Here is a 17,076-nt window from a genome sequence, read left to right on the forward strand (position 1 = left end):
GGCGCTCAGGCTACCCCGTGGCTGCTGCGCGCTGCGAGCGGCTTCAGCTCACAGGAATCCGCGAATCCCTCGGATTCGATGCCAAGGGCCACGTTGCTGCGGGTCGTGAGGTTGGCGAAGCCGATGACGCTGGTCAGTTCGATTAGCGCCGGCGCGCCCAATTGCTCGAGCAGCCGGGCCGACAGTCCGTCGGTCACCGAGACGGGCGTGGCGCTCATGGCCTCGGCGTACTCCAGGACGTCCTGCTCGAGCGGTGTGAAGACGTCTGAGTCGCGCCAGCACGGGATCTGCCGGGCCTTCTCCAGGTCCAGGCCGTGGTTGTGCGCCATGAAGTAGTTGTAGTCCAGGCACCAAGTGCAGCCGATGAAGGAGGCCACGGCCATGTGAGCGTAGGACTTCAGCGACTCATCGCAGCTGTTCCATCTCTGCAGCTTCTGTCCGAAGCCCATGGATGCCCTGAGAACGGACTGGTTGTGCCACATGACGCCCAGCGATTCCGGGACTTTGCCGAACATCTTCGCGCTGAACTTCTTGATGAGTGCGCCGTAGAAACCGGTGATTTCTGCGGCCGGGATCCTGGTGGTCATGTCTCCTCCTGCGGTCAGTTCGGTGTCGTATGACATGAAGACACCGCCCGCGCCCGATCTGTGACAGGAGGCCGTGAAACTGTTTGGGAAACGCCTTGTTTCCCTATGTGGACCGGCTTTCGTCGAGCTGACCCGCCCGGTTTCCAGCCTGTCAGCCCATGTAGGCGCGGTGCAGGGTCACCCCGTTCTCTCGGTTGTTGGCCTCCCACTCAGCCTTCAAGCCCCCGGCCGTCTCTCGACCGAGGGCGCGAAGCAGTTCCGTCAATCCCGGTTGGATGGGCGCCTAGAAAGCGATTCCAGGCCCCAGGCGGCGGCGTCGTGGAAGACGAGGCCTCCGGGCGAGCGCACCACCGTGTATGGGGCTGGCAGCTGAAGAGTCCGTGCCCCCTCGGCCAGCGGGTGCGCCTCAGTCCCTACCGTGGAGATCCTGTGGAGGGCTCAAGGGACCGGCCTTGAGCGCTGGACCATGGGGCGGGCATCCTCGATCGCCGCTGGATGACGTACTCGGCAACTGCAAGGTTGACCACCCAGGAGGAACCCATGAGGACGGCGCGGGTTGTCTGGTCCGTCTGGCCAAGAACAAGGATCCAGGACAGGATCACCAGGGCCTGGGTTCCTGCGCCCAAGCCGATTGCGTAGGCGCGGGTCATCCATGCGCCGTGCCTGGCGAAATCCCGGCGGAGAATCGCCAGGAATCCCAGGATGATGCTGGCGGCCATGGCCGAGCCGAAGATGAGCCGCAGAATCAGGAGAGCTTCGCCGTCGCTCGGCGGAAGGGCGTAGAACACTGACATCCACAAGCCGGAGAAGGCGGCAAGCAGGCCGGCCGGCACCAGGATTCGTCCGGAGATCCGGTGCCACCGACGTCTGCCCCGCCGAAGTTCAGGGACGAACTGAAAGGCACCGAGCAGGCTATAAACAGTGACACTGACAATGTGCGTCACCACCGGGACGGGCGACGCGAAGAACCGCTCGTTCTGGGCCGTCACGGCCGCGCCGCCCGTTAGTTCAGCCAGGCGCGCCGCCCCGGCAATCACCGGGATGAGGCAAAGGAAGATCACGGCGGGCACGGACCACTGCGCGCGGCGGTGCTTGCGGCGGGTGGGGACTGAGCTGGCGGTTTCTGATGTCATGGCGTGCCCCTAGAGTCGCTGGTGTACGGCGTACACCTACTGAGTGAGAGCCTAGGTGTACGTTGTACACTTGTCAACAGGTGGAGAGTCCATGGGCGGGCGACGACTTAGGGAGGCGACAGATGACCCAGCAAGTAGAGGCAACCCGGCGCATGCCGCTGAACCGGGACCGCGTGCTGCTGGCCGCCGTCGCGCTTGCAGACCAGGTCGGCATCGAGTCACTGAGCATGCGCCGGCTCGCACAGGAACTGGGCGTTGTCCCGATGGCGCTCTACAAGCACGTCGCTAACAAAGAAGAACTCCTGGACGGCATGGTGGACACCATCGTGGGCGAGATCGACCCTCCCGTTACCGATGCCCACTGGAAGATGGCGGTCCGGCTAAGAGTTCTCTCGGCCAGGCAGGCACTCCTGCGCCATCCCTGGGCCCGCGCGGTGATAGAGACCCGCACCAGCACGACTCCGGCCGTACTGGAATACATGGAAACGTTCGTGGGCATGTTCCTGGCGGGCGGATTCTCCGTCGACCTCACCCACCACGTCATGCATGCCCTAGGCAGCCGCATGTGGGGATTCACGCAGGAGGTGTTCGACGACTCGGCGCGCCAGAACGGCAACGATCAGCCAACGGTAACGTCCGAAGCGCGGGTCGCCATGGCCCGCCACATGGCACAGAACTATCCGAATCTCTTTCAGATCGCCATGGCGGCAGCACATGACGATGAATCCGTGGTCGGGCACGGCTGCGACGACCAGTTCGAGTTTGAATTCGCGCTCGACCTGCTCCTTGACGGCTTTGAACGACTCCACGAGCGGAACTGGACCTCAGGCGGCTGAGCCCAACCGGCGGAGATCGAGTTCGCGCGGAACTGGCGGGAAACGCCGTAGGTGGTGTTCTACCCGATCCTCTGGCCGGTTCTTCAGCAGCACCATTTGCTGCCGATTAGCATCGCGCAACGCCGAGGACCTGGATCGTGGCGCCTCCCGTTGGACGATCGGTGCGCTCAAGCGACTACGCGATGGTTCATTGGTGCACCCTCACTGATCGGTCGAGGCGGTGGGAGAGGGTGTATCGAGGAACGTGATCACGACGTCGCGCACAAGGTCGGTCCGCGCGAGCCCGAAAAAATGCGTCGTGCCGGGGAACACCGCGAGCTGCGACGCGGGCACGCCCTCGAAATCGCCGTTTACGTCTCCCCCGCGCAGTTGGAGGAACTTCACCGCGTGATCAAGCCTGACCATGTCACAGTCACCGACCGTGATAAGCGTCGGGGCGGCGATTCCTCGGATCTTCTCGTCGCTCCATCCGATTTCTCCCGCGCCGTAGCGCGCGAGCTTGTCGAGCAGGCCCTGCAGGTGCTCGCGATCGGGATGCGGCGACACAGCGAGGTAGCGTTCCTCCATCGGTGTTCCCGAGATCATGTCCACCGTCATCTCAGCGACCGCCTCAACGTTGCCGCCGCGGTCGCCCTCAGGCCGGAACGACACCGACGATACGATCAGCTTGCGAACGAGTTCCGGGTGATTGATCGCGAGGTCTAGCGCGACCGCACCCCCGATGCTGAACCCGAACACGTCGACGCGGTCGACACCGAGGTGATCGAGAAGCCCGATGACATCGGACGCCAGGTCGGGAGTGCCCAGCGGCCGGTCCGTGTCATTGGTGCGTCCATGCCCTTGGAAGTCCGCGGCGATCACTCGGCGCCCTGCCGACAGGCTGGGGATCAGCGCGCCGAACTGCAACTCGATGTCAAAGAGTCCCCCGTGTAAGAGCAACAGCGGGGTGCTGCCGTCGCCGTTGTCGCCATGCAACTCGTAATACATCTGGAGCCCGTTGACTGACGCATACCCGATTTCGGGTGCGACCCTTGTTTCGTCAGTCATCCACGAGCCTCCTCTGGCTTACGCATGCGTGGTGTCTTCAATCCTGACACTCCGCACGGGACATCGGCCAGCGCTTGGAATCGTTCGCGACTACTGACCCGAATAGCGGTCTGAGACGTGCCGGGGCGCTCTCGGAAAGCGATCGTTCGCGAGACTGAGGACATCGGCGCTCGCGACTCCGCAAATGGGATGAGACCGACTGCGTCCTGCGAGCTACCGCCGAAGGCTCTCAGACGGCAGTTCGCCGAAGGTATCGAGATAAAGGGCTGAGAAGCGGCCCTGATGAGAAAAGCCGCAGCGTTCGGCGATCGAGACTATGGTTTCCTGGCCAGGCTCCGCTGCAAGAAGCATTTCACGGGCCCGATCAAGTCGGACCCGCTTCAAAAGTTCTGATGGAGTGGCACCGAGTTCAGAACGCAGGGCCGTTTGAAGCGTGCGCACTGAAACTCCCAAATTCTCGGCTATATCCGGGACCGCAAGCTCCTCCGTGGCGTGGCGTTCCAGGACATCCAGGAATCTACGGATCAGCCGACTTTCGGAATCTGGATTGCCGTCATGGTCCGCCGCGGGTGTCTGTTCCATTGCCATAAGCAATCGCGACAGCATGGTGTCCACCAGAAGCTTCTGGATAAAAACGGGAGCGGCGTTTGACGCCTGGCTGATCATGTCATCGTGAAGTTCGACGACGGCCCTCAGGAAGGCCCGGCCCGGAGGCCCCGAAAGGTCCATCGCATGGCCAAGCTGCACCCCGTCCCGCGGGGTGTCGCCATAGAGTTGCTCGGCTACGGCGGCGAGAGCGGGCCGCTTCACATAGACAATCAAATGCGGCGTTCCATGGTCCCAGGACATTGAGAACGGGCGGTCGATCGGCGGAACGGTCGCCATCCTAGGGGTGGACTCAACTGTCTCAGAGCCCACGATCATCCGCGCATGGCCGGCGAGGGGGATCTGGACAAGGTGGAAGCTCTCCAGGCCCTCCGGATTGATGCGAACATCCGAACCGTAATCAAGGTACTCGATCCCGACGTCGCCGCGATGCAGTGATCTCAGCTTCATGTCGACGGAGACTCCCCGCGACTGCGGAAGAAGATCGTGCCGGCAGAACAGTTCAGCGATCTTTTGATGGGCGTCGTCTACATCCGTGGTAGCCACGGTTGGGAGGCCCCTTAGGACGTCACGCGGGAGAATCCGGACCATCTCGCGCACCTGACTTCCTCGTTTGCGTTTTTTGGATGTGCCCTGCGCCAACTGGATATACCGGTTTTCAGGGTGTGAATAGAGTCACTTCTAGAACAAGTATGACGCAGGTCATAGATAGGCAACAACGAAGTCCCCAGGGAGGTGAGCCAAGGTGAAGAACGTCAAGCTGGTACACGAGCGCCGCATGGAATGGGAACGGACCCACCCGAAGCCCGCACCAAGGCCCGCAGCCAAGTAGCACTCCGGGGGGCGCGACAGACGTCGCGCACAAGAAGCACCCTTGATCCCACAGATTCACCAGGAAAGGTTTGACCATGTCAGGACTCACAGGCAGGACTGCAATCGTCACGGGCGGCGTAACCAAAATTGGCCAGGGCGTTGTCTCTGCACTCCGTGAGGCTGGCGCCGTCGTTGTGGTTGCGGACATCGACGCTGATGGAGGCGCCCACATCAACGCTCACGGCAACGGCGTCAGCTTTTCGAACACGGACATCACAGATGATGCTGCCGTGTCCCGGTTGATGGATGAGACCGCAGCGTCGCACGGAGGCATCGATATCCTTGTCAATCTTGCGTGCAGCTACAGGGACAATGGGGCCGGATCGGATCGAAATGAATGGCTGGAGGCGCTGAACGTCAATCTGGTCAGCACGGTCATGGCAAGCAATGCTGCCAGGCCCTGGCTCAAGGCTTCCGGCCACGGAACCATCATCAACTTCACATCAATTTCGAGTTCTGTTGCCCAGACGGGGCGTTGGGTTTATCCCGCAAGCAAAGCGGCACTAGTCCAGGTCACGCGGAGCATGGCTGTGGATTTCGCCGAGGATGGCATACGCGTCAACTCGATCAGCCCGGGATGGGTGTGGAGCAACATCATGGACTCCCTGACCCAGGGCAACATCGACAAAACGGATGCGGTGGCCGCCCCCTTCCATGTCCTCAAAAGAGTGGGCCGGCCCCAGGAGATCGGAGACGTCGTCGCGTTCCTCGCCAGCGACCGGGCCAGCTTCGTGACCGGCGCTGACTGGGCAGTCGACGGCGGATATTCCGCCTTGGGCCCTGAGCGCGCTGAGGAAGCCATCCCACTGCTTGCCGCCGAAACGAGGTGACGACAAGTGAAAGACGTACAGCTGGTGCCCATGGGCCTCTTGGGATGCGAAAGAACCCATCCCACACCGGCTCCCAGGCCGTCCCTTATAGCCTCCCCACAATTCATCCACGGATGCCGAGACAGCAAAAAGAAAAGGGCAACAACATGACACAACGCCACATCACCATTGTCGGAGCCGGCCAGTCAGGGCTGCAGCTGGGCATCGGACTACTGGATGCGGGATACCACGTCACCACGATCTCCAACCGCACCGCAGAAGAAATCTACGAAGGCAAAGTTTCGTCCAGCCAGTGCATCTTCCATGACGCACTGGAAAACGAAAGGAGCCTTGGACTGGATTTCTGGCCTGAAGCACCCACAGTCGACGGGATCTCTTTCACCGTCCCTCATCCGGACGTGTCCGGTCAGAAGGCCATTAACTGGGCCTCCCGGTTGGACAACCCGGCCAAATCCATTGACCAGCGGGTCAAATTTCCCAGGTTCATGGAAGAATTTGTGTCTCGCGGAGGCGAGCTCATCTTTGAAGATGCCGGAGTTGAGGAACTCGAACGGTACACCCTTGACTCCGACTTGGTGATCGTAGCTGCCGGTAAGGGCGAGATTGCCCAGCTTTTCACCCGCGACGCCGCGCGTAGCTTCTACGATGCTCCGCAACGTGCCCTAGCCCTGACCTACGTCAACGGGCTGGAACCGAGGCCTGAGTTCTCCGCGGTCTCTTTCAACCTGATCCCGGGAGTTGGCGAATACTTTGCTTTCCCCGCCCTGACCAAGACAGGCCCCTGCGAAATCATGGTTTTTGAAGGGGTTCCCGGCGGTCCCATGGACTGCTGGAAAGGCCTGTCGGCCGAGGAACATCTGGAGACGTCCAAGAACATCCTTAAGACATTCCTGCCGTGGGAAGCTGAGCGGGCAGTTGACGTTGAACTGACCGACCCCAATGGTTTCCTGCAGGGCAGGTTCGCTCCCACGGTCCGCCACCCCATTGCGACTCTGCCGAGCGGAAGGCAGGTTCTGGGCCTTGCCGACGTCGTCGTCCTGAACGATCCCATCACCGGTCAGGGCTCCAACAACGCCAGCAAATGCGCGGCCTCGTACCTGCAGAGCATCAAGGAGCACGAAGAAGTGGACTTTGATGCGGACTTTATGCACGCAACCTTCGAAAAATACTGGAACTACGCCCAGCACGTCGCGCAGTGGACGAACGCCCTTCTGGCTCCCCCGCCGCCGCACGTACTGCAGCTGCTTGGTGCTGCCGGGCAGTCACCCGAAATCGCCAGCCGCTTCGCCAACGGCTTCAACAACCCGCCGGACTTCCAGGAATGGTTCATGTATCCGGACAAAGCCTCGGCTTATTTGGACAGCCTTAACTCGGTGGCAACGCCCTGACTTCCCCCCTCTTCATCGTTCCCATATCTGCCACGAAGGAAGCCTACGATGCGAAAGATCGCAATTATCGGTGCCGGTGAATCCGGCGCACAACTGGCCCTGGGCCTGCAACGCGAGGGCTATGCGATCACCCTGTTCTCCGACCGCTCAGCAGCGCAAATCCGCACGGGTAAGGTCATGTCCAGCCAATGCATGTTTTCGACGGCCCTCGCCGCGGAATCCCAACTGAGTCCTGCGCTAGCGGCTTTGTATGATGACGGAACGGTTCCCGGGATCAACACACTGAGCCTGCACGTCGAGGGCGGTTCGGCAGCGGACACCATCGAATGGGAAGCCCCTTTGCAGGGGACGGCCCGCTCGATCGACCAGCGGATCAAAAGTGCAGCCTGGATCGAGACCTTTGTGGCGTCCGGAGGCGACTTCCGAATAGAGAAGGTTACCCCTCGAATGTTGGAAGAACTGTCCCGCGACTATGAGCTCGTCATCGTCAGCACCGGGAAGGGGGAAATTGGCCAGATTTTCCCCAAGGACAAATCGAAGTCGCCCTTCGACCGGCCGCAAAGGGTCCTTGCCCTGAATTACGTCACCATAGGTTCCGCCGAAGACGGTCAACGCGCTGACAGTATTCGCATGTCCGTCGCGCCCGGCGTCGGTGAGTTCTTTACCTTCCCAGGACTGACCGTCTCCGGGCCGTGCCAGATGATGGTCTTTGAAGGCGTAGTCGGTGGCCCGATGGACAGGTGGACTGATGTCCACACCCCTGAGGAACAGCTCAGCCGCTCGCTGGAAATCCTGGACCAGTTCTTCCCCCATGAGGCGAAGAACTTTGCGGAAGCACGCCTTAGCGATGAGCGAGCAACGCTCCTGGGGCGGATCACCCCTACGGTTCGCTCGGCAGTTGGCGAACTCGGGAACGGCAAAGTGGTGTTCGGCCTGGGAGACGCCGTCCTCCTCAACGATCCACTCACCGGACAGGGATCAAACAACGCCACTCTGGCCGCCCGCTACTACCTGGACTCCATCCTCCGCAGGGGGCAGCAGTCTTTCGACCGGGAGTGGATGGAACGGACCTTCGACGAGTATTGGCGAGGCTGGGGACAGTGGTCCGTCGCATGGACCAACGACATGCTCAAGCCCCGAAGGGACCACCAGCGCTTACTGCTGGCCGAGGCCGGGACGCATCCGGCAATGGCTTCCAGTATCGCTGAAGGCTTCGATGATCCCCGCACTTTCTACCCCTGGTGGTTCGATCCGACGGCCGCTGACGAGTTTGTCCAGGCCCGGAAGGAAGAAGACTCAGCGCTCTTCGACCTCAGGGATTTCAGGAGTGCCCTCGGACAATTCGCCACCGGTGTCACAGTGGTTACTACCCTCGGTGCTGACGGTCGAAAGGTGGGCATGACTGCCAATTCCTTTACCTCCGTTTCCATGGAACCCCCTCTGGTCCTGTGGTGTCCCAGCAAGAAGGCGCCCAGCCTTGCGGATTTCGAAGAGTCCACCCATTTCGCCATCAACATCCTCGCCAGCGACCAGCACGTGTTGTCACGGCAGTTCGCCACACCATCCATCGACAAATTTGCCGGCGCGGAAACATCGGAGGGAATTGCCGGCATTCCGCTGCTGGACGGAGCCGTAGCCACGTTCCAGTGCCGCACGGTAGACCGGCACGACGCCGGCGACCATGTCATCTACGTGGGCGAAGTCGAGAAATACGAGAATTCCGGAGGCGCTCCCCTGGTCTTCCACAGTGGCAAGTACCACGCCACCGCCAACCACCCGGACTTCTAAGGGAACGGAGCACCCAATGGACGATTCCACTGACATCGCCATCATTGGTTCGGGAATCAACTCCTTGGTGGCGGCCGCGGAATTGGCTCTCGCAGGGAAGCGTGTCTGCCTCATCGAACGCAGGGAACGCCTTGGCGGATTCATCGAATCGGCGGAACGGACCCTGCCCGGCTTCATCCACGACACGTTTTCCTCCTGGCACCCCCTGTTCATTTCCGGAGGAGCCTACGAAGCATTGAAGGATGAACTTCATGCCCGCGGACTGGAGTATTGCAATACCGAGGGCGCGGTAACCGCCAGTGTTGCCGCCGATCCCGTCACGGGAACTCCGCGGGTGGTCATGGCCCACCGCGATCCCGCGCTAACGGCCTCCGCTCTGCAAACACGCGGCGACGACGACGCCTACATGGCGATGCTGGGCGATCTGGGGAAGAATGCAGGCACCATTTTCGGGGCCTTCGGCGCCGAGCTGAGATCTCTTAGGGAAGTCGTGAAGATCGCCTTCGGAGCCTTGAAGCAAGGAAGATTCAAAGGGACTGAGGCTTTCATACGGGACTCCGTCATGAGCGGCCGCAACTACCTCAGGACTCGATTCAACGGCTGGGAAACCGACCAGCTCTGGTCCCCCTGGCTGCTTCATGCCGGTCTTGGCCCCGATCAGTCCACCGGAGGTGTCATGTTGCCGGTCATGGCGCTCAGCATGCACGTTCATGGGCTTCCGGTAGTAAAGGGCGGAGCATCCAACTTCGTGGCTGCATTCGAGTCGCTTCTACGGGACAAAGGGGTGCGAATCCTGCTGGACACCGAGGCCGAAGAGATACTCGTCGACGCCAAGGGAGTATCCGGCGTAAAGACTTCGCACAGCCTGGTGCGGGCGGAGACCGTCCTTGCCAATGTCTCTCCCCAGGCCCTTTACTCAAGGTTGCTGCGCCAACCGCCCCCCGCGGCGGCAGAGGCGGCTGCCAGATACCAGAACGGCCGCGGAGCGATGCAGATCCATCTTGCCCTCAGCAAACCCGTCAAATGGCTGGATTCACGACTCGATACGGTGCCGCTGATTCACCTCAGCAACGGCTCCAACAGCACCGCGATCGCCTGCGCCCAGGCCGAGGCAAGGTTACTGCCAACAGAACCCACCGTCGTCGTCGGTCAGCAGTGTGCCCTTGATCCGTCCCGGGCCCCTGTGGGCAAAGCCACGCTGTGGCTGCAGCTGCAGGAGGTGCCGTTCGCGCCGGTGGGCGACGCCGCAGGAGTGCTGAACGTTGCGGGCGGTTGGACCCGCGAGCTAAAAGAGCAGTACATGGAGCGTGTCCTGGCCAGGCTTGAGCAGTTTGCTCCGGGCACGCGGGCTTCGGTGTTGGCCTGCGACATCCTGGCGCCGACCGATCTGGCCGCGGAGAATCCCAATGCCGTCAGAGGCGACCCATACGGCGGCTCCGCGGAACTCTTCCAAAACCTCCTCTGGCGTCCCTTCCCGCAGGCCGCAAACCACAAAACACCGATCAAGGGACTGTGGCACATCGGCGCGTCCACCCATCCCGGTCCCGGGCTTTCCGGCGGATCAGGGCACTTGGTGGCCCAAAAGCTGAAATAACCCCTCATCAACCGACAGGAGAACAATGTCTGTTCTAAACGGGCTCATCGCAGCCCTGTCAGCCGGGTCAATAGAAGTCATCGACCTCACCACTCCCCTCAGCGGCGATACGCCGATCCTGAACCTGCCACAGCCGCTGGCCAATACGGTGGGGCTCTCGCTGACGCCGGTGAGCAATTTCGACGACGCGGGCCCCGCCTGGGCCTGGAACGATGTCACGGTAGGCGAACACGCGGGCACCCATTTGGACGCTCCGGTTCACTGGATTACCGGGCGGGATGGAAAATCCGTCGACCAAATCGAGCCGGCGCGCCTCGTCGGACCGATCGTCGTCATCGACAAGAGCGCGGAGGCCGCCGAAAACCCCGACTTCCTGCTGGAGCCGGAGCACTTCGAACAATGGCAAAGGGACCACGGGCAACTACCCGAAAACTGCTGGGTGATCTTCAAGACGGGCTGGTCCAGCCGCGGCGGCAACGCTGGTGAATTCATCAATGCCGACGAAAACGGACCACATACCCCTGGTGTATCCGTCGCTGCCGCCAAGTGGATCGCCGATAATGACAGGATCAGCGGGTTCGGCGTAGAAACCGTCGGCGTCGACGCCGGTCAGGCCGCAAATATGGACCCGATGTTTCCTGTCCATTCGTTTCTTCTCGGTGCGGACAAATACGGGCTCACGTCGCTGCGCAACGTCGAACTGCTTCCCGCTACAGGAGCGACGCTGGTAGTCGCACCCTTGCCCATCGTTGGTGGCACCGGTAGCCCCACCCGCGTCTTTGCCTTTGTGGAGGGTTTATGAGCGAGAAAGTGCAGGTATCCGCCCTGGTTGGACGGACTTTGGCGAAGCTTGGCGTTGGCCACGTTTTCGGCGTCGTCGGCAGCGGCAATTTTGACGTAACCAATGCCCTCATCAAGGAACATGTTCCCTACACCGCAGCCAGGCATGAGGGGGGCGCGGCGACCATGGCCGATGCCTACTCCAGGATGTCAGGCAAGGTGGGCGTGGTGACAACACACCAAGGCTGCGGGCTGAGCAATGCGATTACCGGCATCGGAGAAGCCGCCAAAAGCCGCACGCCACTGATCGTACTGACGGCGGACACCCAGGGCGCAGCCGTCCGGTCCAATTTCAAGATCGACCAGGATGCGCTCGTGCGTAGTGTGGGGGCGGTTGCCGAACGGATCCATTCGCCGGAAACTGCCATCACGGATACCGTCAGGGCGTTCCGTACTGCAGTGAATGAACGCCGAACAGTGGTCCTCAGTCTGCCGCTCGATGTCCAGGGCGCTCTGGCAGCGGACCTGGTCGAGGCCATTGAGGTCCAGGAGCCCGCCAGGATCCGGCCTGATTCCGGGTCGGTCGAGGAGCTTGTCGCCCTCATTTCCCAGGCCCGGCGCCCCGTGTTTGTGGCTGGACGAGGCGGTAGGGGCGCCCGGGACAACATCCTGGCGCTGGCCCGGCATGCAGGAGCGCTCGTTGCCACCTCGGCCGTAGCAAGCGGCCTATTTAACGGTGATACCCACAATCTCGGCATCTCCGGAGGTTTCTCCTCGCCGCTGACCGCGGAACTCATCAGCGGAGCAGACCTGATCGTTGGCTGGGGATGCACGCTGAACATGTGGACCATGCGCCACGGCCGGCTGATCTCTCCTGGCACAAAAGTGGTCCAGGTCGACGTCGAGGACGCCTCGCTGGGCGCCAATCGGCCCATAGCCCTGGGAGTGCTGGGAGATTCCGCACTCACTGCCGACGACGCGTTGAATGCCTTGCTAAGGGTCCAGCCTGACCCGGCCGAAAAGTACCGGACCGAGCAAAACGCCCTCGCCATCAAGCAGGGCTCCCGCTGGCGGGACGTGGAAACACCGGACCTCTCCACGGCGACGTCCATAGATCCGCGGGTCATCAGCAAGGAACTGGATTCGATCCTTCCCTCGGAAAGGATCGTGGCCGTCGACTCCGGCAACTTCATGGGTTATCCCAGCCAGTACCTGGCGGGGCCGGACGAGTTCGGCTTCTGTTTCACGCAGGCCTTCCAGGCCATTGGCCTGGGCCTCTACACCGCAGTTGGGGCCGCGGTGGCGCGGCCCGAGCGGCTTCCGGTGCTAGGTGCAGGCGATGGCGGGTTCCTCATGGGCATCAATGAACTGGAGACAGCCGTCCGGCTCAAACTGCCACTGGTCTGCATCGTCTACAACGACGCCGCTTATGGCGCGGAAGTCCACCATTTTGCCGAACACCATGGTCCTGAGGACCTGGAAAGCGTGCAGTTCCCGGAAACCGACATTGCGGCCATTGCCCGGGGATACGGGGCCGACGGCGTCACTGTGCGGACGCTTGAGGACCTGCAGCATGTGCGGGACTGGGTTTCCGTCTACCGTGACGGTCGACAGGACCGGCCGCTGGTGATCGATGCGAAGATCGCCTCCGATGCCGGCTCCTGGTGGCTTGCGGAAGCTTTCCAGGGACACTGATCTTCACCGTTGGTGAGCGAAATAGCAGAGTAGGGCGGGGCCTGTGCCCCGCCCTACGCCGCTGCGGTTTAGCTTGCTTCGATGACTGACTTTGCGTAGCGCAGGGCCTTTGGGCCGAGCAGCGCGTGCAGTTTTGTGAAGAGTTCCTGAGCGGCCACACCGTGCCAGTTGCCAGGCAGATACTCTTCAGGGAGACCGGGGTCCATGTAAGGCAGCCTTCGCCATTGCGTCACCATGGGTACATAGTCGGCAAAGGCCTGCTTAAGCAGCTCTGGCGATTCGGAGGCCTCCTTTTCAAGCGTCTCCCACCGCTGCAGAACTGGTTGGTGCCGGTCCAGGAAGTCCGTATAAAGGGCCTCCAACGAAGGCAGGTCCCACCATTGGCCCACTTTGTCGTGGATCTGGTCCTCCGTGAGGTGGGTTGCCTTGAAAAGGTCCACATAGTCCATCAGCCCGGCGCGTTCAAGCTGCTGCTGAACCTCGTGCGCCAAATTGCCCGGAGCAATCCACAATCCCGGGGAAACCTGCCCGCAGCCGACGCGGGTCAGGATGGTCCGCAGCTTATGCCTCAGGTGCCTTTGAGCCTCCGGGACAGAGAAGGAGGCCAGGAGCCACTGGTCGCCTTTTTGGGCCCGCCGGGGAGCGAAAATCCGCTCGTCGCCGGCGGAAAAGACGTCCTCAAGTTCAGGTGACAGCTTGTACGCTGCGGAACCGCCGCGTTTCAGGCTGACGAGGACCCCACGTTTTTTCAACCTCGAGACGGAGGATCTCACGCCAGCGGATTCAACGCCCAGATCGCCCAACAGCTGGATCAAGTCGGCAACGGCAAATGTTCCATCGTGGTTGCGGGCGTACAAGCCATACACGGTGACAATCAGGTGTTGATGGCGTGGCGTCGGAACAACGTCAGGGACGGCATCGGCCTTGGCCATTCAGCACTACCTCATTTAGCTTACGTTTCGATTTACAGTCCTAGGCTACCGCGCAACAAGGCACCGCCAGCGCTGCCGGGACAGAGGCTAGACGAAAATAAGTCCAGCCCAGGGAACCGTAACGGGAATCGAACCTCCGAAGACGGACTTGAACTCTTCGTCGAGCAGGGCCTTGATGGACAGCTCCTGCGAATCCTGCTTGATTTCTTCCGAGCGTGCGGCAGACATCTTTGTCTCCTCAATGAAGAGCATGCAGGACGGATCAAGGAATATGTCCCCCACGCATGCAGCCTTCAACCATTTTATAGCGACTTTATGACGTTCGTAAAGACAACACGATATGCTTTTATGTGGCATCGCTTGCGAGCGTCAGTAATCTGATATGTTTTGAACGTTCGGCATTGAGAGGAGCCTGCCATGGACCGCATGTCCCGAACGAACCCCCGCGCCAGTGTCCATCGCACCGTGGAATGGGTGGATACGGACGCATCAGGCCATCAGCACAACTCGGCCATCATCCGTTGGGTGGAGTCCGCGGAGGCCGAATTGTTCCTGCGCACCCTCAAGCTGCCGGACTATTTCCCCAGCGTTCCCAGGATCCACCAGGAGATCCACTTCAAGAAGAAGCTGTGGTTCGGGCAACAGATCACCGCCACCGTGGGCATTTCCAAACTGGGCAGGACGTCCATGACATACGCCTTCGAGATTCACGGGCATCCACATGACGGCCAGGATGGCGGCCTGGCCGCCTTTGGGACAGTGACAGTCGCCCATGTGCCACCAGGCTCGGCAAAGGCGCAGCCCTGGCCCGCGGCAGTCGTGGACGCCGTGACGTCCACGGAAGGCACTGGGATATAGGACCATCCACGGACCACCGGCGGGCATGACGACCCGCCCGTCAATGAGGACATAAATCAACGGAAAACCCCCGGCGACATCGCCCGCTCATCCAGAGCCGGCACCGTCACCGGGGGTTTACTGGCCCGCCTGTTGGACCGTCCGCCGTCGATCGCTTCTTTGCACCCGCGGACGTTCTTAGCGGCCCGCTTTAACGGTCCTGGATCACCGCGATTCCCTGGATTTCGATCAGGGCTTCCTTCTGCCAGAGGCGGGTGACGCCGATCCCGGCCATCGCCGGATATTCGGACCCGGCCATTTCACGCCAGATCCGCCCGATCTCCTTGCCGTTGGCGATGTAGTCGTCCACATCGGTCAGGTAGATGGTGACGCTCACCAAATCCTCCGGCTGGCCCCCGGCCTCCCTCAGGGTTGTCAGGACGTTCGAAAATGCCTGCCTGAACTGCTCCACAATGCCGCCGGGGACGATCTCCATGTCGCGGTTCAGCGCAGTTTGGCCACCCAGGTACACAGCGTCGCCCGCAAGAATGCCGTGGGCGTAACCGGACGGCTTGGGCAGCGACTCGGGATTGATTGTCTTCTTGCTCATTGATGCTCCTCGTGAATTCGACTGTGGGCCTCCGTTCGAAAAGGCCTCTTGTTTGGGTCCTTTCCGCCGTGCTACCTTGAGCATATGTGACGACCGTAAAAAAGTCGACATATCTAAAGGAAGGGAATCAGACGGATGAAACTGGCCACACTCCGCACCGGCGCAAAGGGCACGACGGCGGCCCTCGCCGTGGGTGCCGACGGCTATCTGCCGCTGCCATATGCGAACGTTGGCGCGCTGCTGGCCGATCCCGCGTGGCGATCCATCGTCGAAGCAACTGCCGAGGCGGCCTCTTCCGCCGGATCGCGGGCAGGCGCAGGAATGATCGAGGCGGAGAATGCCGATTTTGCTTCCCTGCTGCCTGAGGCCGGGAAGGTCATCTGCGGCGGATTGAATTACGCGGACCACATCCTGGAGATGGGCCGGGAGCTCCCGAATTACCCGACGCTCTTTGCCAAGCACGCGGACACCCTGACCGGCGCCAACGACATCATCGAAGTCAGCGGCAGCGAAAAGGTCGACTGGGAGGCCGAGCTCGCCGTCGTCGTCGGCGGCCCTCTCTACCGGGCGGGCGAAGACCAGGCGCGGGAGGCGATCGCCGGCTACACCGTGGCCAACGACGTATCCATGCGGGACTGGCAAAACCGCACACTGCAGTGGTTCCAGGGAAAGGCGTTTGACGCGACCACTCCGGTAGGGCCGGTCCTGGTCACACCCGAGGACACTTCCGGGACCTTTGAGGTCCGGGGATATGTCAACGGGGAGCTGGTGCAGTCGGGGAACACGGACACCCTGGTCTTTGGCCCGGCCCGCCTGCTGTCCTACATTTCGCAGTTCACCATTCTTCGCCCGGGAGACCTCGTGCTGACGGGCACGCCGGGAGGAGTCGGGATGGGAATGATCCCGGCCCGGTTCCTGCAGGACGGAGACGTGCTGACCACGGAAATACCGGGCATCGGCCGCCTCGAAAACACTATCCGTATCTATTCGAACGACGGCGCGGCCGCCTCGCGCACCCCCGTCGCCACCACAACCACCAAGGAGTAAGACCATGACCGAAGTGACCGAAACCATCCAATACCGCACGGAGGGCGACAACTCCAGGTATGCCGGCCCCGACGGCAAGGTTGTTCCCGTCGTCACCCGCGCAGGGCAGGAAGACACCAATACAGCGCAGTCAGGGGACTGCGTTCGGGTATCAGGCGTCTCCATCCAGCACACCCCTGCCACCAAGATCTGGTTCGGACAGGTGTCCAACACTCCCGGGTACCGCTCCCTCCCCCACCACCACGGCGAAGCCGAGACCGGCGGATACGTACTCCGCGGCCACGGACGCATTTACTATGGCGAAAACTACGCTGAATACACGGACATGAAAGCCGGAGACTGGGTTTTTGTGCCGCCGTTCATGCCCCACGTTGAGGCAAACATGTCCGTCACCGAAGAACTCGTCTGGCTCACGACCCGCACTCCGGAGAACATTGTGGTCAACCTTGACGATGTAGCGGATGAGACCCTGACCGGATACCGGCGGGCCTAA

At 61.6% G+C, this 17,076-nt stretch carries 17 protein-coding genes; 10 read left to right on the forward strand and 7 right to left on the reverse strand.

All coding sequences use genetic code 11. The features are described 5' to 3' along the window. Nucleotides 1-5: 5 nt before the first annotated feature. Nucleotides 6-587: a carboxymuconolactone decarboxylase family protein gene (locus LD110_RS02575; RefSeq protein ID WP_225496123.1), complete on the reverse strand. Its 582-nt coding sequence runs from the start codon at nucleotides 585-587 to the stop codon at nucleotides 6-8. A gap of 413 nt (nucleotides 588-1,000) precedes the next feature. Next, entirely contained in the window at nucleotides 1,001-1,720 is a 720-nt protein-coding gene (locus LD110_RS02580; RefSeq protein ID WP_225496124.1) for a DUF2306 domain-containing protein, read from the reverse strand. A gap of 122 nt (nucleotides 1,721-1,842) precedes the next feature. On the opposite strand from LD110_RS02580, the gene LD110_RS02585 reads away from it, so the two are divergent. Beyond that, entirely contained in the window at nucleotides 1,843-2,556 is a 714-nt protein-coding gene (locus tag LD110_RS02585; RefSeq protein ID WP_225496125.1) for a TetR/AcrR family transcriptional regulator C-terminal domain-containing protein, read from the forward strand. A gap of 201 nt (nucleotides 2,557-2,757) precedes the next feature. Here LD110_RS02585 and LD110_RS02590 read toward each other — a convergent pair whose 3' ends face one another. Both LD110_RS02590 and LD110_RS02595 read right to left on the reverse strand, forming a co-directional pair. Then, on the reverse strand, nucleotides 2,758-3,603 hold the full coding sequence (locus LD110_RS02590; RefSeq protein WP_225496127.1) for an alpha/beta fold hydrolase: 846 nt from the start codon (nucleotides 3,601-3,603) through the stop codon (nucleotides 2,758-2,760). 213 nt (nucleotides 3,604-3,816) lie between these two features. Beyond that, entirely contained in the window at nucleotides 3,817-4,755 is a 939-nt protein-coding gene (locus LD110_RS02595; protein ID WP_225496129.1) for an AraC family transcriptional regulator, read from the reverse strand. A gap of 362 nt (nucleotides 4,756-5,117) precedes the next feature. Here LD110_RS02595 and LD110_RS02600 point away from each other — a divergent pair, with 362 nt between their 5' ends. The 6 genes from LD110_RS02600 to LD110_RS02625 all read left to right on the forward strand — a co-directional run bounded on the left by LD110_RS02600 (nucleotide 5,118) and on the right by LD110_RS02625 (nucleotide 13,157). After that, a complete protein-coding gene (locus tag LD110_RS02600) occupies nucleotides 5,118-5,912 on the forward strand; it encodes an SDR family oxidoreductase (RefSeq protein WP_225496131.1) in 795 nt (264 codons plus the stop codon). 146 nt (nucleotides 5,913-6,058) lie between these two features. Then, nucleotides 6,059-7,300, forward strand: a complete 1,242-nt coding sequence (locus tag LD110_RS02605; RefSeq protein ID WP_225496133.1) for a styrene monooxygenase/indole monooxygenase family protein — start codon at nucleotides 6,059-6,061, stop codon at nucleotides 7,298-7,300. A gap of 48 nt (nucleotides 7,301-7,348) precedes the next feature. Continuing rightward, nucleotides 7,349-9,088, forward strand: a complete 1,740-nt coding sequence (locus LD110_RS02610; protein WP_225496135.1) for a flavin reductase — start codon at nucleotides 7,349-7,351, stop codon at nucleotides 9,086-9,088. Nucleotides 9,089-9,104: 16 nt separating this feature from the next. Next, nucleotides 9,105-10,682 (forward strand): NAD(P)/FAD-dependent oxidoreductase, encoded by a 1,578-nt coding sequence (locus LD110_RS02615; RefSeq protein WP_225496136.1) that lies wholly within the window; start codon nucleotides 9,105-9,107, stop codon nucleotides 10,680-10,682. Between the two features lie 25 nt (nucleotides 10,683-10,707). Continuing rightward, nucleotides 10,708-11,484, forward strand: a complete 777-nt coding sequence (locus LD110_RS02620) for a cyclase family protein (RefSeq protein WP_225496137.1) — start codon at nucleotides 10,708-10,710, stop codon at nucleotides 11,482-11,484. After that, nucleotides 11,481-13,157, forward strand: coding sequence for a thiamine pyrophosphate-binding protein (locus LD110_RS02625; RefSeq protein WP_225496138.1), 1,677 nt, complete (start codon nucleotides 11,481-11,483; stop codon nucleotides 13,155-13,157). Before LD110_RS02620 ends, LD110_RS02625 begins: the two co-directional genes overlap by 4 nt. Before the next feature lie 68 nt (nucleotides 13,158-13,225). Here LD110_RS02625 and LD110_RS02630 read toward each other — a convergent pair whose 3' ends face one another. Together LD110_RS02630 and LD110_RS02635 are read right to left on the reverse strand one after the other, a co-directional pair. Next, nucleotides 13,226-14,089, reverse strand: a complete 864-nt coding sequence (locus tag LD110_RS02630; protein WP_225496139.1) for a PaaX family transcriptional regulator C-terminal domain-containing protein — start codon at nucleotides 14,087-14,089, stop codon at nucleotides 13,226-13,228. Nucleotides 14,090-14,176: 87 nt separating this feature from the next. Further along, nucleotides 14,177-14,317 carry a hypothetical protein gene (locus tag LD110_RS02635; RefSeq protein ID WP_225496140.1) on the reverse strand — a complete coding sequence of 47 codons (141 nt, stop codon included), beginning with the start codon at nucleotides 14,315-14,317 and terminating at the stop codon, nucleotides 14,177-14,179. 189 nt (nucleotides 14,318-14,506) lie between these two features. Between LD110_RS02635 and LD110_RS02640 the strand changes: the two genes are divergently transcribed. Beyond that, complete coding sequence (locus LD110_RS02640) at nucleotides 14,507-14,947, forward strand: thioesterase family protein (protein ID WP_225496141.1); 441 nt, start codon at nucleotides 14,507-14,509, stop codon at nucleotides 14,945-14,947. 190 nt (nucleotides 14,948-15,137) lie between these two features. Here LD110_RS02640 and LD110_RS02645 read toward each other — a convergent pair whose 3' ends face one another. Beyond that, entirely contained in the window at nucleotides 15,138-15,536 is a 399-nt protein-coding gene (locus LD110_RS02645) for a RidA family protein (RefSeq protein WP_225496142.1), read from the reverse strand. Between the two features lie 135 nt (nucleotides 15,537-15,671). Between LD110_RS02645 and LD110_RS02650 the strand changes: the two genes are divergently transcribed. Together LD110_RS02650 and LD110_RS02655 are read left to right on the forward strand one after the other, a co-directional pair. Beyond that, nucleotides 15,672-16,583 carry a fumarylacetoacetate hydrolase family protein gene (locus LD110_RS02650; protein WP_225496143.1) on the forward strand — a complete coding sequence of 304 codons (912 nt, stop codon included), beginning with the start codon at nucleotides 15,672-15,674 and terminating at the stop codon, nucleotides 16,581-16,583. Between the two features lie 4 nt (nucleotides 16,584-16,587). Then, the gene (locus tag LD110_RS02655) at nucleotides 16,588-17,076 is read left to right on the forward strand and encodes a cupin domain-containing protein (RefSeq protein WP_225496144.1); all 489 of its coding nucleotides are present in this window, start codon (nucleotides 16,588-16,590) and stop codon (nucleotides 17,074-17,076) included.

This window comes from Arthrobacter sp. M4 (assembly GCF_020251205.1).
GTDB lineage: Bacteria > Actinomycetota > Actinomycetes > Actinomycetales > Micrococcaceae > Arthrobacter.